Consider the following 20,874-nt stretch of genomic DNA (forward strand, 5'->3'; position numbering starts at 1 on the left):
CCCTCAACCCCGATCTGAGCGCCAAGCCGGTATGATAGTGCCGATCACCCCCTGGCCCCAGAATCTATGGGATCCCAATTTAAACGGGTTGCAGGCGCCGTTACCGCCCCGCGAGGGTTCCGCGCTGCTGGCGTGGCTGCTGGCCTCAAGCCCTCCGGCGCTGCCGATCTCGCCCTAATTGTTTCCGACTGCGAGGCGGTGGGGGCTGGCGTTTTCACCAGCAACCAGGTCAAGGCCGCCTGTGTTACCTACAACCAAGGGATCCTCGCCCAAGGGCAGCCGGTGCGGGCCATTCTCTGCAATGCCGGCCAAGCCAACGCCTGTACAGGAGAAGAGGGGGAGCGCAACAACGCCCAACTGGCCCTCTGGGTAGGAGAACGGCTGGGGATCCCGGCCCAACAGGTGCTCACTGCCTCGACAGGGGTGATCGGGCGGCAATTGGAAATGGCCAAAATCGAGGCGGCCCTGCCCCGCCTGATCGACAGCCTCTCGCCGACAGGAGGAGAGAGCGCCGCCCGCGCCATCCTCACCACCGACCTGGTGACCAAGAGTACAGCCCTGGAGGCCGAGATCGACGGCTACACCGTCAGGCTGGGAGGCATCGCCAAGGGATCCGGTATGATCCACCCCAACTTGGCGACGATGTTAGCTTTCCTAACCTGCGATGCAGCCGTGGATCCTCCCCTCTGGCAGCAGATCCTCAAAGAGGCGGTTGACCTCAGCTTTAACCAAATCACCGTGGACGGGGATACCAGCACCAACGACATGGTGCTGGCTCTGGCCAACGGCCAAAGTGGGATTCCCACCCTGCAAGCTGGCACGAGAGCTGCCCAAGCCCTCGCCGAGATGGTTGTCCAGGTTTGCATTCACCTGGCTAAGGCCATCGCCCGCGACGGCGAGGGAGCCACCAAGTTGTTGCAGATCCGGGTGCAGGGCGCCCCCGACGACAGGTCAGCTCGGCAGATAGCCCGTGTCATTGCCAGCTCTCCCCTGGTGAAGGCGGCAGTTTTTGGCAACGATCCCAACTGGGGCCGGGTGGCCGCCGCCGCCGGACGGGCTGGGATCCCCTTTGACAGCCGTCGCTTGGAGGTTCGCCTGGGAGATTTTCTGCTGCTGCAGGGGGGAATGCCTCTGGCTTTTGATCGCCAGGCGGCCTCTGAGTACCTAAAGAGAGGGGATCCCGTAACCTTTACGGTAGACCTCCACCAGGGATCTGGCCAGGGCGTTGCCTGGGGCTGTGACCTCAGCTACGACTACGTGCGCATCAACGCCGAGTACACCACCTAGACAGCCCGCGGCAGCCAGGAGCCCTAGAAGCTGAGGCTCTCCCAGGAGACGTTGATGTCTTCCAGGAGCAGCGACTTGTTGTAGATCTGCAGGATGATCAGCAAGAAGATGCCGAACAGCACCATAAAGACCGCCATCAAAGGCGTGGTGCCCCAGCCAGGGGCCACCTTGCCGTATTCCGAGTTGAGAGGACGCAGCAGATCGCCCAGTTTGGTACGAATTGCCATAGGTTCTCGCGATAGGTCAAAGAGAGGACAGGTTTGCCAACTTGGAGGTCAGCACGGCGGCAGATCCCAGCCAGACAACCTCCTTTTAAAATCACGCTAACAGAATCTGGTCACTCCCCTTTGCCGCCGGCAATGAATTGTAAACTTGTGTAATATGTAGGGAGATTCTCTCAGAACTGAAGAGCTAACCATGGAATCCACCCTTTCGCTGGTTGTGGCCATTGCGGCAATAACCATCTGCATCACCGCCTTTGCCATCTACACCGCCTTTGGCCCCCCTTCCAAAAACTTGCAGGATCCCTACGAGATGCACGAGGATTGAAGCCGGTTGTTGTGCGGTTCCGCTGCATGCCTGTTCGGTTGCCCTCCCGTCTCTCCTTCCACAAATACCAGGGGCTGGGGAACGACTTTATCTTGGTGGACAACCGCCACCAGCCGCAGCCCTGTCTGACGCCTGAGGAAGCCGTTGCCCTCTGCAACCGCCGCTTTGGCGTGGGGGCCGATGGGGTTGTCTTTCTGCTGCCGGGGCAGGAGGGGGCCGACTTCAGCATGCGCCTGTTCAACAGCGACGGCTCGGAGGCGGAGATGTGCGGCAACGGCATCCGCTGTTTGGCCCGCTTTTTGCAGGATCTGGGGATCCCTGGCCAGGACGGCGCCTACCAGATCCACACCTTGGCGGGGCGGATCGTGCCGCAGGTGCGGCCCGATGGCTTGGTAACAGTGGACATGGGGATCCCTCGCCTCTTGGCCGGGCAGATCCCCACCACGCTGGCCAAACCAGAGGAAAAGGTGGTGCGGCAGCCCCTGCAGGTAAGCGGGCGGGAGTGGGCGGTGACGGCGGTGAGCATGGGCAACCCCCACTGTGTGGTCTTTTTGGAAGAAGGGGGATCCCTGGAAGAGCTGGACTTGGAAAGGGTGGGCCCCCTGTTTGAGCATCACCCGGCTTTTCCCGAGCGCACCAACACCGAATTTGTGCAGGTGCTCAGCCCGACTCGTCTGCGCCTACGGGTTTGGGAGCGGGGAGCAGGGGCAACGCTGGCTTGTGGGACGGGTGCCTGTGCTGTTTTGGTGGCTGCTGTTTTGGAGGAGCGCGCAGAATCGCAAGCTACAGTAGAACTGCCGGGAGGAAATCTGGAAATTCGCTGGGATCCGAGCACACAGCACGTGTGGATGACCGGCCCTGCCCTACACGTCTTCAGCGGCACCACTGCCGGTTGAGAACTAGGCTCCCAGACCCAACAGGAGGATGGCCAGGAGGCCGAGGATCCCATAGGCAACGCTCCAGCCCTGCCGCCAGATCAGCGCCACTGCCAGGCCCAATAAGACCAAGCCCAAGCCCAGGCCAAGGCGGAGAAATAGAGGGTGTACAAACTGGCTGAGGGAGCGTTTGAGCCAGGGGAAGATCACCCCCAAGGCGAAGGCCAGTCCTACGGGGATCCAATCGATCCAACCTGTCTGCTCCCAGCCCCCCAACAGGTAAAAGCCGCCCAGACAAAGGCCCAGGCAGAAAAACAGCACCCGCATGCCGGGATAGTCTTGTCGATAGTTGAAAGCAAGGCTTCGGAGCTCCTTGGGGTGGGCCAAGACCAATGGCTCTACAGCAAAGCTTTCGCTCCACTCCGGCGCTTCTTCAGTTTGTCCGCGGCACCAAAGGTAAACGTTGACCTTGCGCAACCCTTGCAGCAGAGAGGCTTCCACCGCACTGCGCACCACCTCCATCACCTGCAGGGTATCCACCACATCGCCCGGCAGCCGTTCCAGCAGCACGTTGAGAACAGGCCCCTTCAGCTCGGCTCGGCCAAACAGCCGCAAGTTGGCAAGCTTGTAATCGAGGATTTGGTTCAAGATTTTGAGCTGGCGGCGCATGGGATCCCGCGAACAGAGAGCCGTCGTTCGACCGGTTGACTTCAAGCTTCAACATGACCGGTATGACCAGTTTAATGGCTTGGGCCAGAGCAGCAGAAAAGAGGCGTTGCCGGTGTGAAAGGGAAGTGGGACTATCCCATGAGGGTGCGAATGCACCGGCGAATGCTGAGGTTGGATTGCTCCAAGTCGGCAAATCCGCTCAGAAGAGTTCCCTGGCCGTCCAAAAGCAGCAAAGCGGCCTGTTGGCGAAAATTGATCCCAGGCAAAGCTGCAGCGGCTATTTCTTGCAGCTTCTGGATGGTTGCTCCCTCAAAATCGACCGAGACATACACAAACGGAGAAACCAGGCGGGGATCCGTCGGTACACTCTCCCGGATGGCCTGCAAAACCAAATTTCGCACCAACAGCAGCCCCCTGCCATCCACCAGCACGATCTGGCGCAGCCGAGGGTTTCGCCCAAACTCGAGGGCCAAACTTTTGGAGAGGGCCTCCGATTGGGAGCGGGTTTGGCTGTTGGTCAAGATCAGCGCTTGAATGCCCTCATACCGACTTAGGTCAAGCCGATCCCCAGAAACGCTTTCCACCTTGAGGTCAAGAGATGTTTTGGGGTTGCCGTTGCTGGGGCAGTTGCCAGCTTGGGCGGGATCGAACGCACCTTGAGAAAGCAGGGCAAGGGTGGCAAACCCCAAAGCCACAAGTCTCTTTTGAACGCAAAGCCAGCAGCGGTTAGCCGGGGCACAGCAGCAGGACAGCACTCGGTTCATGGCGGGGAGCTCTGGAGCGGGCCGGCCAAATCTTAACCGATCTTCATCCTTGGTGCTCCAAAATGCCCTCTGGGCTTCTCATCCCCATTGGGTTGGTGCCCATAATGGAAGGCAGTTTCTGGTTTGCTGGCCATGACTCACGCCTCTTTGCTGGATGCCCTCAACCCTTCTCAGCGCCAAGCGGTGCAACACTTTTGTGGCCCGCTGCTGGTGGTGGCGGGGGCAGGTTCCGGCAAGACGCGCGCCCTCACCCACCGCATTGCCTACCTGATTCGCCACTATCGGGTGGATCCAGGAGAAATTTTGGCCGTGACCTTCACCAACAAGGCCGCCCGTGAGATGAAAGAGCGCATTGAGCAGCTCTTTGCCGAGCAAGAGGCCCAGGAGCAATTCGGGATCCCCTTGGCGCAATTGGAGCCGGCCCAGGCGACGCGGCTGAAATCGGCGGTCTACCACCGTTGGATCAAACCCCTTTGGATCGGCACGTTTCACAGCTTGTTTGCCCAGATCCTGCGCCTGGAGATCGAAAAATATCAGGATCCCAAGGGACGAAAGTGGACTCGCAACTTCTCGATTTTCGATGAATCGGACGCCCAATCCCTGGTTAAAGAGATTGTAACTAAGCAACTCAACTTAGATGAGCGCAAGTTCGATCCAAGATCGGTGCGCTATGCCATTAGCAATGCCAAAAATCAAGGTTGGACCCCTGCCGATCTGGAGCGCCACCAGCCCAATTTCCGAGGTCGCATCCTGGCTCAGGTTTACGAGCTCTACGAAGATCAACTGGCGGCCAATAATGCCCTCGATTTCGACAACTTAATTTGGATCCCGGTGCAACTTTTCCGCCAAAATGAGCAGGTTTTGGCCTACTGGCACCAGCGCTTTCGGCACATCTTGGTGGACGAATACCAAGATACCAACCGCACCCAGTACGAGCTGATCCGGCTCCTGGCCACCAACGGCGAGACCCGCCGCTCCGAGTGGGACTGGACCAATCGCTCCCTCTTTGTGGTGGGCGATGCAGATCAAAGCATCTATCGCTTTCGGGGGGCCGATTTCACCATTTTGCTGGAGTTTCAAGAGACCTTTGGCGATGGCCTGCCGGACGACGATACCCGCACCCTGATCAAATTGGAAGAAAACTATCGCTCCACCGCCACGATTTTGCAGGCGGCTAACGTCCTGATTGAGAAAAACACCGAGCGCATCGATAAAATTCTCCGGCCAACTCGCCCCCCCGGCCATCCCATCGTTTGCTACCAGGCGGAGGACGAAATGGCCGAGGCCGAGTTTGTGGTCAATACCATCCGGCGATTACACAGCCAAAATCCCAACTCTTCCTGGGGAGATTTTGCCATTCTCTACCGCACCAATGCCCAATCTCGCCCTTTTGAAGAGGTTTTGCTGCGGTGGGGGATCCCTTACACGGTGGTGGGGGGGCTGCGATTTTACGATCGCAAAGAGATTAAGGATGTGCTGGCCTATTTGCGGGTTGTGCTCAACCCTGCCGATTCTTTTAGCCTGTTGCGCATTATCAATGTGCCGCGGCGGGGCATCGGCAAGTCCACTCTGGACAAGCTAAGCGAAGCGGCGGCTGCCTTAAATGTGCCCCTGTGGACTATCCTCAGCGACGAGGCCTCTGTTACCAACCTGCTGGGGCGTTCGGCCAAGCCGGTTCTCCAGTTTGCCCAGCTTATCCAGCATTGGCACAGACAGATAGCCCAGGTTTCGGCTGCCGCCCTTCTGGAGGGGCTGCTGCGGGATTGCGGCTATCTGGAAGATCTCAAGGCCCAGGGCACAGAAGAGGCCGAGGAAAGGATCGCCAACGTGATGGAACTCTACAATGCCGCCCGCCAATTTGAAGAAGAACAGGAGGATCCCAGCCTCGAGGCTTTCTTGAGCAATGTGTCTTTAGCTTCCGATTTGGACACCCTTCAGGAGGGAGCTGAGAAAGTTTCGCTAATGACGTTGCATGCTTCCAAAGGGCTGGAGTTCCCGGTGGTGTTTTTGGTGGGGTTGGAACAAGGCCTGTTTCCCAATTTTCGCGCTTTGGAGGATCCTGCCGCGCTGGAAGAAGAACGGCGCCTCTGCTACGTGGGCATCACCCGCGCCCGCGAGCAATTGTTTGTCTGCCACGCCAGCGAGCGGCGGCTCTACGGCAACCGCGAGCCCGCCATCCCTTCCCTATTTTTGAGTGAGCTGCCCCAAGAGCTGATCCAATGGGAAAAAGGCAGGGGGCTTTTGTTCTCCGCCGACAACACTGCTGCGGCCACGCCCAAAGCAAAGGCTGCTCGCCGCCAAGGCCGTTCCTCCCAGTGGGCCGTTGGGGATCGCCTGCAACATCCCCAATTCGGACAGGGGCAAATTACCCACGTGTTCGGCAGCGGCGAACGGATCACCCTGGCGGTGAGGTTTCCCGCCATCGGCCAGCAGAAAATCTTGGATCCCCGCATCGCGCCCATTCAAAAGCTCAGCTAGCTGGCTGGGCTCGAAACCGCTTTGGAGATGGATGGCGTAGCGGTATGGGTCTCATCCTTTTTTGTAGGTGCCTTGATCTCGCCCAGAACTTGCTTGGAATAAGGCGGCTTGGCAGGGATCCCTTTTGTCTTGACACTCCCACCCAGGGGATTCTTACGCAGCCCACAAAAGAACCCGTAACGGCGTTGTCAAAGCGCCTCTAGACAGTTCCTGAAGGCAAAGCCCCAAGGTTCTGCTGACTTTCTTAAGCACAGGTTGGCGGCAGCATTCGCATCAGCGTTGACCAACCACCCCTCTGCCGTTTGGTACAGGCCCCGCTTGACGCGCTTTCCAGAGGGTCTCCACCCGTCGGGTTTTTCACCATAATTAGGTTCCATCTAGGAAGCTTGCCTGCGAGCTGTACGCCTCCTCTACCTCAATAAACTCCATCCATAATGCTGACATAATTGCGCAATACGCTCCTTTAACCGACCTGTTGGGATGAAAACAAAGTTTTGGTTAAAACCGCATTCTTGTTTTTGTTCTTTGTTCCAACCGAAGAGGATTCTCCCAATTGAGTGGTGCAAACAGAAGTCAATGACCTTGCGCGCAGCTTTGTGGATTGCATCCCGCATCCGCCGGTTTCCGTAGTTCGGTCAAGCTGCTGCAACCAAAACCCCTGCAGCTTGTGAGTCTTGAGCCTAGCCAGCTCCTTGTTGTGCCACTGGTTGAAGGACTTGACTTTGCGGCCATCAATGATGAAGCTATGTCCTAAGTTGCTAACGCACGTAAGCCAGTTGTTGACTCCGTGGTCAATTGCTAGAGCTTTTCTCGGATCCAGCGATTTGGGCTGGGCAGGCTTGGCATAGACCCACTCCAGCTACAGACTTACAGGTCTGTTGCGCGGCGGAGACATACATTGCGATGAAGTGCTTGTTTTGGGTTCTCGCCATCTCAGCGCAAAGCGCACCATAGCTTGCCCATCGCTTCGTTTTGAAATAGACTTGTCTCGCATAGTACAAAGCACAGTTGTACACCTTATTAGACTGTTGACATAAGTACTCTAATAGGGGGACTAGCTCCCTGTTCCTGACTCGAACCTGCTGACAGCCGCACTCCATCATTGTTGGCAAGCGGCATGGCAGCCGCAGTCTGACATGGGCAAGCGATAATGCGAGAGGAAAGTCAACGGTACAATCGCCGCGGTCATGTTGTGGGCGGGCGGTTGTTCATCTTATTTTTTGGCCAAAGAGAAGGAAAGAGGTCTTGGTAGGAGAAGTCAGGAAGAGGTTGTTTGAGCTATGAAACTATATCAACGACCCCCATCATGGGTAAGCCACTAAAGTGGCTAGCGGGCTTTTCCGCCCCGCACTCAAGTGCGGGGCTACCAAACTATCCTTTTGTGTAGGAGAGCCGCTCTGGGCCCTTCCAGGTCTGGATCCTTGAGATCTCCTCAAGAGAAGAGCCCCCTTTGCAATTATTGCGAATTGTTACGAGACTGGCGTCATGCCCCCGGCAGGGATCCGGTTCTCTGGTAGAACGGGAAACAGGTGCTAGGGAAGAATGCCCATTCCCGGCCCACTTGCTTTTTTGCATTGCACAAGGGAGAGCGACCGCATGTTTACTCTGGTTAAGCCCATCACCCGCCACGTGGCCCCTGACGAGCTAGGGGGGCGCCGACTGATGAAGGTGGTGTACGTGGTGTTGGAGCCGCAGTATCAGAGTGCCCTGACAGCAGCGGTGCAGCGCATCAACGCCCGCAACCCCAAGCTGGCGGTGGAGCTGTCTGGCTACTTGGTGGAGGAGCTGCGGGATCCCTCGGGGTATGAGGCTTTCCGGCGGGATCTGGAGACGGCCAATGTTTTTATTGGCTCCCTGATCTTTATTGAGGACATCGCCCAGAAGGTGGTGCAGGCGGTAGAACCCCTGCGGGAGCGGTTGGATGCGGTGGTGGTGTTCCCCTCCATGCCGGAGGTGATGCGCCTGAATAAGCTGGGATCCTTTTCTATGGCGCAACTGGGCCAGTCCAAGAGCGCCATTGCCCAGTTCATGCGCAAGCGCCAGCAGGGATCCAACTTCCAGGAGGGGATGCTGAAGCTGTTGCAGACGCTGCCCAAGGTGCTGAAGTACCTGCCCTTTGACAAGGCCCAGGATGCCCGCAACTTCATGCTTAGCTTCCAGTACTGGCTGGGCGGATCCCGCGAGAACCTGGAGAACTTTTTGCTGATGCTGGCGGATCGCTACCTGCCGGGGATGCGGGATCAGGTCAAGTTTGCCGAGCCGGTCACCTATCTGGAAATGGGCATTTGGCACCCGCTGGCGCCGCAGATGTTTGCCAGCCTGGCGGAGTATTGGGATTGGTACAACGCCCGCGAGGATCTGCCAGAGGAGGTGAAGGATCCCTTGGCCCCCTGCGTGGGTCTGGTGCTGCAGCGCACCCACCTGGTGACGGGGGACGATGCCCACTACGTGGCCATGGTGCAGGAGCTGGAGTCGCGCGGGGCGCGGGTGGTGCCGGTGTTTGCCGGCGGCTTGGACTTTTCCAAGCCGGTGAACGAGTTTTTCTGGAACGAGCAGAAGACGGCGCCAATTGTGGATGTGGTGGTGTCGCTAACCGGGTTTGCCCTGGTGGGCGGGCCGGCGCGGCAGGATCACCCCAAAGCCGTGGAGGCGCTGCAACGGCTCAATCGTCCCTACATGGTGGCACTGCCCTTGGTGTTTCAATCGACAGAGGAATGGGCCAACAGTGACTTGGGCTTGCACCCGGTGCAGGTGGCGCTGCAAATTGCCATTCCCGAACTGGATGGGGCCATCGATCCCATCATCCTCTCAGGGCGGGACGCCGTCACCGGCAAGGCCCATGCCCTGCAGGATCGGATTGAGTTGATTGCGGCGCGGGCCATCAAGTGGGCCAATCTGCGGCGCAAGCCCAAGCTGGAGAAGAAGATCGCCATCACCGTTTTCAGCTTTCCGCCGGACAAGGGCAATGTGGGGACAGCGGCCTACCTGGATGTGTTTGCCTCCATCCACCGGGTGATGCAGGCGCTGGCCCACAACGGCTACGACCTGGGGCCAGAGCTGCCCAAAACGCCGCAGGAGCTGATGGAGTCCATCCTGCACGATCCCCAGGCCCAGTACGCCAGCCCGGAGCTGAACGTGGCGGCCAAGCTGTCGGTGCGGGAATATGAGGCCCTGACGCCCTATGTCAAAGCCATTGAGAAATACTGGGGGCCGGCGCCGGGGCACCTGAATACCGATGGGCAAAATCTGCTGATTTACGGCAAGCACTTTGGCAACCTGTTCATCGGGGTGCAGCCCACCTTTGGCTACGAAGGGGATCCCATGCGGCTGCTCTTTTCGAGATCGGCCAGCCCCCACCACGGCTTTGCCGCCTACTACACCTACCTGGAAAAGGTTTGGAAGGCCGACGTGGTCATCCACTTTGGCACCCATGGCTCTTTGGAGTTCATGCCGGGCAAGCAGATCGGCATGTCGGGCGAGTGCTACCCGGACAATTTGATCGGATCCCTGCCCAACTTGTACTACTACGCCGCCAACAACCCCAGCGAGGCCACCATCGCCAAGCGGCGCGGCTATGCTTGCACCATCAGCTACCTGACGCCGCCGGCAGAAAACGCCGGCCTCTACAAGGGGCTGCAGGAGCTGCGGGAGTTGATCGGCTCTTACCAAAGCCTGCGGGAAGGAGGACGCGGCATTCAGATTGTCAATGCCATCTGCGACAAGGCGCGCCTGGTCAACCTGGACAAGGATGTGGAGCTGCCCCAGGTGGATGCGGCCCAGCTCACCCTGGAAGAGCGGGACACGGTGGTGGGCAAGCTCTACGCCAAGCTGATGGAGATCGAGTCGCGGCTGTTGCCCTGTGGCCTGCATGTGATCGGGGCGCCCCCCACGGCGGAGGAGGCCATCGCTACCCTGGTGAGCATCGCCAGCATCGACCGCCCGGAAGAAGGGATCCTCGGCCTGCCGCGCATCCTCGCCCAGAGCCTGGGCCGAGACATCGACGAGCTCTACCGCAACCGGGATCAAGGGCACCTGGCGGATACGGAGCTGCTGGATCGCATCAACAAGGCCTGCCACAAGGCGGTGGCGGCCCTGGTGCAGGAGCAAACCGACGCCCAGGGGCGGGTCTCGCGGGTGGCCAAGCTCAATTTCTTCAACATGGGGCGGCAGGCGCCCTGGCTGGTGGCCCTCAAGGAGGCGGGCTATCCGCAGGTGGAGGCGGAGCTGCTCAAGCCTTTGTTTGAGTTTTTGGAAGAGTGCCTCAAGCAAATCACGGCCGATTATGAGCTGGGATCCCTGCTTCGCGCTTTGGAAGGGGAGTACATCCTGCCGGGGCCGGGCGGGGATCCCATCCGCAACCCCGCTGTGTTGCCGACGGGGCGCAACATCCACGCCTTGGATCCCCAGTCTATCCCCACGGCAGCGGCCATTAAGTCGGCGGAGATGGTGGTGGAGCGGCTGCTGGCCCGCGAGCTGAGCAGTAACGGTGGCCGGTACCCGGAAACCATCTCGGTGGTGCTCTGGGGCACCGACAACATCAAGACCTACGGCGAGTCGCTGGCGCAGGTGCTGTGTTTGCTGGGGGTGCGTCCCCAGCCGGATGCCCTGGGGCGGGTGAACAAGGTGGAGCTGATCCCCTTGGAGGAGCTGGGGCGGCCCCGCATTGACGTGGTGGTCAACTGCTCCGGCGTGTTCCGGGATCTCTTTGTCAACCAAATGGCCCTCCTCGACCGGGCGGTAAAGCTGGCGGCCCTGGCCGATGAGCCGCTGGAGCTGAACTATGTGCGCAAGCACGCTCTGCAGCAGGCCAAGGAGCTGGGGCTGACGCTGGAGCAGGCGGCAACGCGGGTCTTTTCCAACGCTTCTGGCTCCTACTCGGCCAACATCAACCTGGCGGTGGAAAACAGCTCCTGGGAGGACGAGAGCGAGCTGCGGGAGATGTACCTCTCGCGTAAGTCCTTTGCCTTCGGATCCAATCTGCCCAACCAGCAGATGCGGCAGCTGTTTGAGGCCAGCCTGAAGACGGTGGACGTGACCTTCCAGAATCTGGATTCGTCGGAGATCAGCCTGACGGATGTCAGCCACTACTTCGATGCGGATCCCACCAAGCTGGTGCAGAGCCTGCGCCCGGACGGCAAGGCCCCCTCGGCCTACATGGCGGATACCACCACGCCCAGCGCCCAGATCCGCACCCTGAGCGAGACGATCCGCCTCGATGCTCGCACCAAGCTGCTCAACCCCAAGTGGTACGAGGGCATGCTCAAGCACGGCTACGAAGGGGTGCGGGAGATCGCCAAGCGGCTGGTGAATACCTCCGGCTGGTCGGCCACGGCGGGAGCGGTGGACAACTGGATCTACGAGGAAACCAACGAGACCTTCATCAAGGACGAGGCGATGCGGCAGCGCCTGATGAACCTCAACCCCCACTCCTTCCGGCGCATCGTCGGCACCCTGCTGGAGGTGCACGGGCGTGGCTACTGGCAGACTTCCCAGGCCAACATCGAGCGCCTGCAGGAGCTGTACCAAGAAGTGGAAGACCGGATCGAGGGGGTGGAGTAGAGGCCAAAAGGGATCCCTGCCGATCGTTGCCGTTGCCACTGGAAGAGGGGTGAGGGAGTTCTACCCCAGCAACCCCGACCAGCGTAGGTAGGCCTCGATTAGGGGGGATCCCGCCAAGGCGGCCACGGCGCCGCCTAGAGCCAAGTAGGGGCCGAAGGGGATGGGTTTGCCCAGGCGGGCCCTTCCCCCGGCCATGGCCAGCAGGCTGCCCAGCAAACCAAGCCCAGAGCCCAAGATGAGGGCCACCAACACCCCTTGCCAGCCCAGCCACATGCCGATCAGGGCCAGCAGCTTACCATCTCCTCCGCCCATGGCCTCCCGCCGCAAAACCCAACGGGCGACAAAGCCAATGCCTTCCAACAGCCAGATGCCCAGCACGGCGCCCGCGATCCCGGCCACCAGTGACCAGCCCATGGCGGCCAGGGATCCCGACCCTTCCAGCCAGGGCAGCGCCAGGCGGGCCAGCAGCCCCGCCAGCAGGCCGGAGCGGGTGAGCGACTCCGGCAGCCAAAACGTATCCAGGTCAACCAGGGCCAGCGCCAGCAGCCAGCCCAACAAGACACAGGTGAGGAGCCCGCGGGGAGAAAATCCCAAGATGGCGATGCTGAGGCCGAACAGCCCCATGGTCAAGGCTTCAACGGCAGGGTAGCGCCAGCTAATCTGCGCTCCGCAGTGGCGGCAGCGGCCCCGCAGCAGGAACCAGCCCAGAATGGGGATGTTCTCCATCGGGCCCAGGGGCGTCTTGCAGTGGGGACAATGGGAGCCGGGATGGAGCAGAGAAAGACCTTGCGGCAGGCGATAGACCACCACATTGAGAAAGCTGCCCACACAGGCCCCCAGCACCAACACCAGCACCCAGACCAACAGGCGCAGCTCCCAGGTGCTGGCAAGGAAGTCCACCATCGCAGCCGTCCACAGGGAGAAAAAGAGGCTTGCTCTGCTATCGTAGGCGCCTAGGCTCGGCTTGGGCAGAAGGGCCTCAGCGGAGCGGCTCCAACTGCTGCAGCGGAATGAAAGTTTCTTGGGGCAGCAGGATGGGAAACTCAGAAAAGATCAGATCCCCTCGCAGGGTACGGCGATGGATGACCACGCCCCGCGGCGGCTGCTCCAGCACCTCCGGTCGATACTGCAAATGGTATTGATAGATCTGGCGAGCTGCTTGCAGCAAAGCGCTGTCCATGTGCGGTTTCCCCACCTCGCAAAGCCCACTATCACCCTAACGACCCTGCCAAGATTCTCTGGTATCCCTAACGTTCTGTCCGCCCCTTTTGAGCATTTTTAGAAACGCTTAAGCTTCCTTAAGAGCGGCGGATCCCTTGAGCTAGACGCTCACTCCTTTGACCAGAGGCGGGCCGATCCGCCTCGCCTCTCGGTAGCTTAAACCCTAGGATATCGCCGTCAAGAGCCAGTGGGCCATCTTTCCCAATTCTTAAACTTGCAAGAGGAAGGATCTGGAGGGTGCGTTGCCCATCTGGCGGGAGCATGCGGCTGGTGGCGAGCGCCAGCCCTAGGCCGGATGCAGTTTGCCTCTGTCTTGCGGGGTCGGCAACCGGTCAAGGTTAAGACAACGCCATGGATCCCGCCTGAGCGCGAGAGTACAGTGGGGGCAAAAGCGCTGAAGAGGGATGGAGAGAACCTATCTGCTGGGGCTGGGCTGGATCCTGGGCCTGTTGCTGCGGGCCTGGCCGGCGGCGAGCGGCTGGGGCTGGGGGATCCCGCTGGCTTTGGGATTGGCGGGATCGCTGCTGTACCGGCGACGACCGCGCTTGGCCCGCACCTGGCTGGCGATGGGGCTGGTGGGGTGTCTGGCCTGGGCCTACCTGGGCTGGCGGCAGCCGGTTCCCGGCCCGACGGATATCAGCCTTCTGGCCCCGCAGCGGCAGATGAGCCTGGTGGGCACCGTTCTTTCGGAGCCCCGCCCCACCCGCAGCGAGCGGCGGCAATTTTGGCTGGAGGCGGAGCAGGTGCTGGAGGCCAACCAAACGGCCCGCCAGGTAAGCGGCAAGCTCTACGTCACTGCCAGCCCTGAGGCTCTCCCAAGCCAGGATCTCCATCCCAACCAGCGGGTGCGCCTGACGGGATCCCTCTACCTTCCCAGTCCCGCCTTAAACCCGGGCAGCTTTGACTTTCAGGCCTATCTGCAGCGGCAGGGGGCTTTTGCCGGCTTCATCGCCCGCGAGGTGATCCCCCAGCCGGGGGGAAGGGGCTGGGGAGGTTGGGTGCTGCGGCGGCGGGTGCGGGAGGCGTTCATTGCCGGGCTGGGGGAGCGGCAGGGGAACCTCTTGGCTTCCTTGGTGCTGGGATCCCGGGCTGCCCAGTTGGATTTTGATTTGCAGGATGCCTTTCGAGAAGTTGGCCTGGCCCATGCGCTAGCGGCCTCTGGGTTTCACGTGTCGCTGCTGGTGGGGGTGGTGTTTGTCCTAACGCGGCGGCTGGCGGTACGCCTGCAGCAGGGGATCCTCCTGGCGGTCTTGGGGATTGACCTGGCCTTGACGGGCTTTACCCCTTCGGTGCTGCGGGCGGCGGTGATGGGGGCAGCGGCCATGCTGGTGTTGACGGAGCCAAGACTGGAAGGAAAAGTTAGGCTTAACCCCCTGGGGACGCTGCTGGTGGCGGCGGTTTTGCTGTTGATCTACCAGCCGCTGTGGATTACCGATCTGGGGTTTCAGCTCAGCTTTGCCGCCACCCTGGGCCTGCTGGTGGGGGCAGGGCCGATTGGATCCCGGCTGGACTTTTTGCCGCCGGCGGTGGCCACGGCTCTGGCCGTTCCGCTGGCCGCCCAGATCTGGACGCTGCCGCTGCAGGTGGCCATCTTTGGCCGCATCCCCACCTACTCGCTGCTGGCCAACCCGCTGCTGCTGCTTCTCTTGGTGCCCCTGCTGGTGGCGGGGTTTGGGGTGGCTTTTGTGGCCTTGCTCTGGCCGGGGCTGGGATCCCTGCTGGCCCGGCCCTTGACGTTTTTGATCACGCCTTTGATCAACTGGGTGGGCTGGATGGCCAGCTGGCCCCTGAGCTCCTACTACACCGGCAGGGTCTCGCTGCTCCAGTGTCTACTTCTCTACGGGGCGCTGGTGGCTTTGACCTTTTGGCCCCGCTGGCGGCGGGCTTTGCGCTGGCAGGGCACTGCTCTGATAATGGCCGCCATCCTCTTGGGGCCAAGGCTGTGGCCGGGGCCGCTGGTCGAGATCACCGCTTTGGCCAGTGGCCGCCTCCCCGTCCTGGCCATCCAAGCCGAAGGACGCCACCTCTTGCTCAACAGCGGCAATCCCCGCCTGGCCGAGCGCACCGTGTTGCCCTTTTTGCGGCAGCAGGGCCTGCGCCGTCTGGAGGGGGCGGTGGCCATGACCTCTGCCGGCTCGGCCAATGGGGGCTGGGAGATCCTGCTTTCAGCTTTCTCCATCGGGCAGTTCTGGGACGGGGGCGGCGTCAATGCCGCCTCGGACAGCTACCTGCGCTCTCTTAGCGCCGTGCAAGCTGCCGGGATCCCCTATCAAGTCTTGCGGCCTGCCGACCGGATCCCCTTCTCGGAGCGGCTGAAGCTGCAGGCCGTCCACACCAACCCCTTGGTGTTGACCTTGGAGGCCGAGGGATCCCGCTGGCTGCTCTTGGGATCCGCCGGCCCCCCTGTCCAGGCGGAGCTGACCGGATCCCCCTTGCTGCCGGCCCAGATCGACTGGCTGTGGTGGGATGGGGGATCGCTGATCCTGGACTTGCTGGAGCGCTTTCAGGTGCAGGCGGGCATCAGCTCCGGCCCTGTTGGCGAGGCAGTGACCACCTGGTTTCGGCAAAAGCAACGGCCCCTCTACATTGCCGAGCGCGTTGGAGCAGTAACCTGGTCGCCCCGGGGCGTGCAAACCCTGCGGGCGCCACTGGACGGATAGGTGGCTTGGGGGAGAAGGGCTTAGGCGACAGCTCAAGGCTGGATCAAAAGTTACTGATACATTTACGCTGAACACTGCTGAACATCACTGTTCAACTATGCAGCGATAGCATTCTGTTTGTTTCCAACCAGAATGGCGGTATCCCGCAAAGCTTTGAGTAGAATACCCAAAGCGCAGTTTCCGTGTCGTCTTACTACCAATTTTCTGCTTTGCTTTGGCTACCATGTTGGCAGACTCGAAAGTAAACAGAAAGATCAACTGGTAGTAATCCGTACTGAACATATTATACATTATTTTCAGTATAGTTGAGCTTATTATTGACTAGAGTCATGCTCTCAAGCTAGCCTTCCCACTAAGCCCACGACAAACCAACAGGCAGGACTGGATAGCAGCCAAGAAAACCGACACCAAACGCCCAATCGAATCCTACGAGCACCGCGACAAAGAGCGTGTCAATAATCCACCTGTGGGGTTGGTGACGCCCCAGACTGACCCGGATGCCGGGCAAACGAAAAAGCGCTATGCCTACGATCCTCACCTCGACCCGCAACTGGTCTGGGCCGGCAAGGCCGAGCACACCTCGTTCGCGGTGCCGACGATCTCGCTCCATGTCCAAGAGCGCATCGACCCCCGTACGATCATCGAGGCGGTGAAGAAGCGGAACGGCAGCGGCGGCGCGGAGCAACTCAGCCTTTTTGAAGAGGAACGCCGAGAGCCGCTGCGCCAGGCCGTCGAGTTCTACCAGCACAAACACGGCTGGACCAACCGCCTCATCGCTGGCGACTCGCTCCTGGTGATGAATTCGCTCCTGGAAAAAGAGGGCATGGCGGGCAAAGTGCAGATGATCTACCTCGACCCGCCCTACGGCATCAAATACGGCTCTAACTTCCAGCCCTTCGTCAACAAGCGCGACGTCAAGGACGGCAAAGACGAGGATTTAACCAGCGAGCCAGAGCAAATCCGCGCCTTCCGCGACACCTGGGAGCTAGGCATCCACTCCTACCTCACCTACCTGCGCGACCGGCTACTGCTGGCGCGAGAACTCCTCACCGAAAGCGGCAGCATCTTCGTGCAGATCGGCGACGAGAACGTCCATCTGGTACGCTGCTTGATGGATGAAGTGTTTGGGGCGGGGAATTTTGTGCGACTTATCACGTTCGCTAAAACCGGCAGCATGGTATCCAACGAGTTAGGCCGGACGAGTGATTATCTGAATCTGGTATGCCAGGGATAAAAAATATTTGAAATATCGCCAGTTGTATTCTGAAAAGCTGCCTGATGCCTTCTATAGTAATGTGGAGCTACCCGACGGTACCGTGCGAAAGATTACCCGGGCCGAGATGGTCGATCCGTCGCTGTTGCCAGCGGGAGCAAAGGTCTTCCAGCTCGTAAGCCTGGAGAGCTCGGGGCCGCCGGGCGAGGATACGCCGCTCCAATTTAAGGGAGAGACCTTCAGACCGAACAAGAACAGCCATTGGAAGCTGATCTACCCCGATGGCATGGAGGCGTTGAAACGCACGGGTCGCGTGACTAAGGATGGCAGCAAACTTCGATGGAAATATTATATCGACGATTATCCGCTCAAGGTCTTGTCTGAGGTCTGGGACGACACGGCCGGATTCAATCCTGAGCAACGATACGTGGTTGAAACGCGTACGAAGGTTGTAGAGCGCTGCCTCCTGATGACCACCGACCCGGGCGATTTGGTGTTTGACCCGACGTGTGTGCGGAAGGGGACGCGGGTGTGGTGTGTGAAGGACGGGGGACGCTCCCTCCCCGTTTACGGGGAGGGCTGGGGAGGGGCTGACAGAGGAGAAGCTAACCAGGAAGAGGCCAACTGTGGAGGGGCCACACTGCTTTCCGAGGATGGAGGAGGCAGCCCCCCTGTAGTCCCCCCGCATGCGGGAAGCAGCCCCCCTGTGGTCCCCCCGCATGGGGGGGGACACTGCTCCCTCCCCGCTTGTGGGGAGGGCCGGGGTGGGGCTGAATGGGATAGGGCCATCCTGCGCCCCATCGAATCCATCCAGCCCGGCGACTGGGTTTTGGGGCATGACGGGCAACCGCATCGCGTCGTGCGCGTGATCCGCCGGCCGTACCGCGGCAAGATGATCGGCATCCGCCACGAAAAAACTGACGCGACGCTCTGGCTCTCTGCCGACCACAAGGTGCTCGCCAAACGCCGCCCGCGCTCACTGGGAGGGCATAACGACTGGTCGGGCATTCCCCGGGGGTTGCGCGGGCGAAGCAAAATGCTGCGGCGTGAAATGACCCCGCCGGAGCGTAAGCTGTGGACGGCGCTGCGCAACAACCAAACCGGTTTCGCCTTCCGACGCCAGCATCCCATCGGTCGGTATATAGCAGATTTTTACAGCCGCGACGCCCAACTTGTCGTCGAGGTGGACGGCGTGCTGGCCCACAGCAGCGAAGAGGCACTGGCTCACGATCAGGCCCGCGATGCCTATCTCCGCGAGCTGGGCTTGGAGGTGCTGCGCGTCCCGGCCAGGGAGGTGCTGTCCAATCTGGAGGGCGTTTACGAAACCATTCGACACGCCTGCCAACTTCAGCTCAGCGTCGAGAAGGCCGAATGGGTGGAAGCGCAGGACCTGGCTGTGGGGGATTGGGTCTTCTTTGGTCCGCAGCGGGTCGCCGTGCGCATCGCCGAACTCCACACGCAAGAAACCGAAGAGGAGTTGTATGACCTGGAGGTAGAAGACGCGCACTCTTTCATCACGGAGCTGTGCGTCGTGCACAATTGCGGCAGCGGCACCACCGCCTACGTTGCCGAGCAGTGGGGCCGGCGCTGGATCACCTGCGACACCTCACGCGTCGCGATCACAATCGCCCGCCAGCGGCTGATGACTGCGGTTTTCGACTACTACGAACTGGCGCACCCGCAGGAGGGCGTCGGCTCCGGCTTCAAGTACAAGACCGTGCCCCATGTCACGCTCAAGTCCATCGCCAATAACCCGGAGATCGACGGCATTTACGCGCGGCTCCATCCGGCAGTGGCAGCGGCCCTTGCTGAGCTGAACGCTGCGCTTCATGGCCAGCCGGTCAAATTCCAGGTCACCCAAGGCGGTCGGGCCGGCCAGTTCGTGGACTTCGCCGCACCCGATGAAGCAACCTTCACCATGCCCGCTGGCCAGGTGGTCAAGGTCAACGAGCTGGTGGAATGGGAAGTGCCCTTTACGTTTCCTGCCGACTGGCCGGAAAAAGCGCGCGAACCCTTCGAGCGTTTCCATCAAGCCCGCCGCACCCTCCAAAAGGAGATCGACGCCGCCATCGCCCGCCATGCGCCGCAGGAGACGCTCTACGACCAGCCCTTTGTGGACAGGGAGAAGGTGCGCGTCACCGGCCCCTTTACGGTTGAAGCGGTGCCGGCACCGGCGGTCAAGTCGGTGGACGAGATTTTGGAGGAGAAGCCGCAACCTGCCGATACGTCTATTACCCGCTCCGGCGAGACCCTGCGCCAGGCCGAATGGCGTGACGAACTGCTGCGCACCGGCATTCGCGGCAAGAACGGGCAATACATCCGCTTTGCCCGCCTAGAGCCCCTGCCCGGTTGCCGCTGGCTCCATGCCGAGGGGGAAACGCGGCCAAGCGACGAAGGGGCAAATACCGTGCGCGAGACGGCGCCAGCCTACGATCCCATGCGCGTGGTCGTCTCCTTCGGCCCGGAATATGGCCCGCTCGAGCAGCGGCAAGTTGAGCATGCCTGGCAAGAGGCGCGGATGCTCAGCCCACAGCCCAAACTGCTGATCTTCGCCGCCTTTCAATTTGACCCCGAAGCAGCAAAAGATATTGACGAGATGAAGCCAGAGCTGGCCGGCATGCAGTTCCTCAAAGTCCAAATGAACGCCGACCTACTCACCGACGACCTCAAAAAGAAGCGCGCCAGTAACGAATCCTTCTGGCTCATCGGGCAGCCGGATGTGGAGCTGCGCAAAGCCGAAGATGGCTGGTTTGTGGTTGAGGTACACGGTTTCGACTACTACAACACCAAGACCGGGGCCATCGAATCGGGCGGCAAGGACAAGATTGCCATGTGGATGCTCGATACCGACTACGACGGGCGCTGCCTCTACCCCCGTCAGGTCTTCTTCCCGATGGCGGGCGAGAAAGAAGGCTGGGCGAAGCTGGCGCGCAATCTCAAGGCCGAGATTGACGAGGACCTCATAAAAGCCTATAGCGGTACGGTGTCGTTGCCCTTCGCACCGGGCGAGCACAAGCGCATTGCCGTCAAGATCGTGGATGACCGGGGCATTGAGAGCCTGAAGGTAATGGAGTTGCCAATATGATCGATGATCAAACCTTGCAAGAGATCGTCCGGCGTATCGTGGCAGCGGCCCAGCCCAGCCGCGTACTCTTGTTTGGCTCCTATGGCCGCGGCGATGCCGACGCGGGTTCCGACCTAGACATCATGGTGATCAAACCAGAGGTGTCTGATCGGTACGCCGAAATGATTCGTTTGCACGAAGCGGTGGGCGATATGGGCCCAGGGTTGGATATCCTCGTTTATTCCGAGGCGGAATACCAGCGGCGCAGCCGTGTGCCAGGCACCGTGCTGTACTGGGCGCGCAAGCAGGGAAAAGACCTCTATGAAGCCGCATCTTGAGGAGGCTTGGCGGTTGTTGCGCCTAGCGGAGCGCGACATCAAAGCCTTCGAAGTCCTCAAAAAAGCGCCGGATGTTCATCTCTCCATTACAGCCTGTTAAGAGCTCAAGGGGTACAATAGCAGCACTTAGCAAACCAACTTCGGAAGGAGGATGGATTGATCAGTAGTAAAGAAGTCTTCACTATCTGCTCCATGCT

At 60.4% G+C, this 20,874-nt stretch carries 14 protein-coding genes and 3 pseudogenes; 10 read left to right on the forward strand and 7 right to left on the reverse strand.

Features of this window, described 5'->3' with window-relative positions; translation table 11 throughout:
• The first annotated feature begins 66 nt into the window (after nucleotides 1-66).
• Nucleotides 67-1,287, forward strand: coding sequence for a bifunctional glutamate N-acetyltransferase/amino-acid acetyltransferase ArgJ (gene argJ, locus ACVWXC_RS10650; protein ID WP_011430182.1), 1,221 nt, complete (start codon nucleotides 67-69; stop codon nucleotides 1,285-1,287).
• A 23-nt stretch (nucleotides 1,288-1,310) separates the two neighbouring features.
• Here argJ and psbH read toward each other — a convergent pair whose 3' ends face one another.
• Nucleotides 1,311-1,514 carry a photosystem II reaction center phosphoprotein PsbH gene (gene psbH / locus ACVWXC_RS10655; RefSeq protein ID WP_011430181.1) on the reverse strand — a complete coding sequence of 68 codons (204 nt, stop codon included), beginning with the start codon at nucleotides 1,512-1,514 and terminating at the stop codon, nucleotides 1,311-1,313.
• A gap of 190 nt (nucleotides 1,515-1,704) precedes the next feature.
• Here psbH and psbN point away from each other — a divergent pair, with 190 nt between their 5' ends.
• On the forward strand, nucleotides 1,705-1,836 hold the full coding sequence (gene psbN / locus ACVWXC_RS10660) for a photosystem II reaction center protein PsbN (RefSeq protein WP_011430180.1): 132 nt from the start codon (nucleotides 1,705-1,707) through the stop codon (nucleotides 1,834-1,836).
• Nucleotides 1,837-1,862: 26 nt separating this feature from the next.
• A complete protein-coding gene (gene dapF, locus ACVWXC_RS10665) occupies nucleotides 1,863-2,732 on the forward strand; it encodes a diaminopimelate epimerase (RefSeq protein ID WP_457392640.1) in 870 nt (289 codons plus the stop codon).
• A gap of 3 nt (nucleotides 2,733-2,735) precedes the next feature.
• Here dapF and ACVWXC_RS10670 read toward each other — a convergent pair whose 3' ends face one another.
• Nucleotides 2,736-3,425, reverse strand: coding sequence for a hypothetical protein (locus ACVWXC_RS10670; RefSeq protein WP_240527676.1), 690 nt, complete (start codon nucleotides 3,423-3,425; stop codon nucleotides 2,736-2,738).
• 86 nt (nucleotides 3,426-3,511) lie between these two features.
• Nucleotides 3,512-4,075 (reverse strand): hypothetical protein, encoded by a 564-nt coding sequence (locus ACVWXC_RS10675; RefSeq protein ID WP_099812155.1) that lies wholly within the window; start codon nucleotides 4,073-4,075, stop codon nucleotides 3,512-3,514.
• A gap of 201 nt (nucleotides 4,076-4,276) precedes the next feature.
• Here ACVWXC_RS10675 and pcrA point away from each other — a divergent pair, with 201 nt between their 5' ends.
• Entirely contained in the window at nucleotides 4,277-6,622 is a 2,346-nt protein-coding gene (pcrA, locus tag ACVWXC_RS10680) for a DNA helicase PcrA (RefSeq protein ID WP_457392637.1), read from the forward strand.
• Between the two features lie 153 nt (nucleotides 6,623-6,775).
• On the opposite strand, the pseudogene ACVWXC_RS10685 reads toward pcrA, so the two are convergent.
• A pseudogene (locus tag ACVWXC_RS10685) lies at nucleotides 6,776-7,722 on the reverse strand (transposase).
• 50 nt (nucleotides 7,723-7,772) lie between these two features.
• Here ACVWXC_RS10685 and ACVWXC_RS10690 point away from each other — a divergent pair.
• Both ACVWXC_RS10690 and ACVWXC_RS10695 read left to right on the forward strand, forming a co-directional pair.
• Nucleotides 7,773-7,903 (forward strand): annotated as a pseudogene (locus tag ACVWXC_RS10690) (IS200/IS605 family transposase); the annotation flags it as partial.
• Between the two features lie 315 nt (nucleotides 7,904-8,218).
• On the forward strand, nucleotides 8,219-12,181 hold the full coding sequence (locus tag ACVWXC_RS10695) for a magnesium chelatase subunit H (protein ID WP_457392634.1): 3,963 nt from the start codon (nucleotides 8,219-8,221) through the stop codon (nucleotides 12,179-12,181).
• 60 nt (nucleotides 12,182-12,241) lie between these two features.
• Here the strand turns inward: ACVWXC_RS10695 and ACVWXC_RS10700 are convergent, their stop codons facing one another.
• Both ACVWXC_RS10700 and ACVWXC_RS10705 read right to left on the reverse strand, forming a co-directional pair.
• Entirely contained in the window at nucleotides 12,242-13,084 is an 843-nt protein-coding gene (locus ACVWXC_RS10700; RefSeq protein WP_011430174.1) for a prepilin peptidase, read from the reverse strand.
• A 76-nt stretch (nucleotides 13,085-13,160) separates the two neighbouring features.
• Nucleotides 13,161-13,361: a hypothetical protein gene (locus ACVWXC_RS10705; protein WP_041438278.1), complete on the reverse strand. Its 201-nt coding sequence runs from the start codon at nucleotides 13,359-13,361 to the stop codon at nucleotides 13,161-13,163.
• Between the two features lie 445 nt (nucleotides 13,362-13,806).
• On the opposite strand from ACVWXC_RS10705, the gene ACVWXC_RS10710 reads away from it, so the two are divergent.
• Complete coding sequence (locus ACVWXC_RS10710; protein ID WP_457392630.1) at nucleotides 13,807-16,062, forward strand: ComEC/Rec2 family competence protein; 2,256 nt, start codon at nucleotides 13,807-13,809, stop codon at nucleotides 16,060-16,062.
• Nucleotides 16,063-16,157: 95 nt separating this feature from the next.
• Here ACVWXC_RS10710 and ACVWXC_RS10715 read toward each other — a convergent pair.
• Nucleotides 16,158-16,341 (reverse strand): annotated as a pseudogene (locus ACVWXC_RS10715) (hypothetical protein); the annotation flags it as partial.
• A gap of 196 nt (nucleotides 16,342-16,537) precedes the next feature.
• Here ACVWXC_RS10715 and ACVWXC_RS10720 point away from each other — a divergent pair.
• Genes ACVWXC_RS10720 through ACVWXC_RS10730 form a run of 3 tightly spaced genes read left to right on the forward strand, consistent with a single transcriptional unit; the run spans nucleotide 16,538 to nucleotide 20,677 of the window.
• Entirely contained in the window at nucleotides 16,538-17,296 is a 759-nt protein-coding gene (locus tag ACVWXC_RS10720; protein WP_457410473.1) for a DNA methyltransferase, read from the forward strand.
• A gap of 7 nt (nucleotides 17,297-17,303) precedes the next feature.
• Nucleotides 17,304-20,360, forward strand: coding sequence for a DUF559 domain-containing protein (locus ACVWXC_RS10725; RefSeq protein WP_457392624.1), 3,057 nt, complete (start codon nucleotides 17,304-17,306; stop codon nucleotides 20,358-20,360).
• Nucleotides 20,357-20,677, forward strand: coding sequence for a nucleotidyltransferase domain-containing protein (locus ACVWXC_RS10730; protein ID WP_011430170.1), 321 nt, complete (start codon nucleotides 20,357-20,359; stop codon nucleotides 20,675-20,677). Before ACVWXC_RS10725 ends, ACVWXC_RS10730 begins: the two co-directional genes overlap by 4 nt.
• The last annotated feature ends 197 nt before the right edge of the window (nucleotides 20,678-20,874 follow it).

The sequence above is a fragment of the Thermostichus sp. OS-CIW-20 genome (assembly GCF_054061455.1).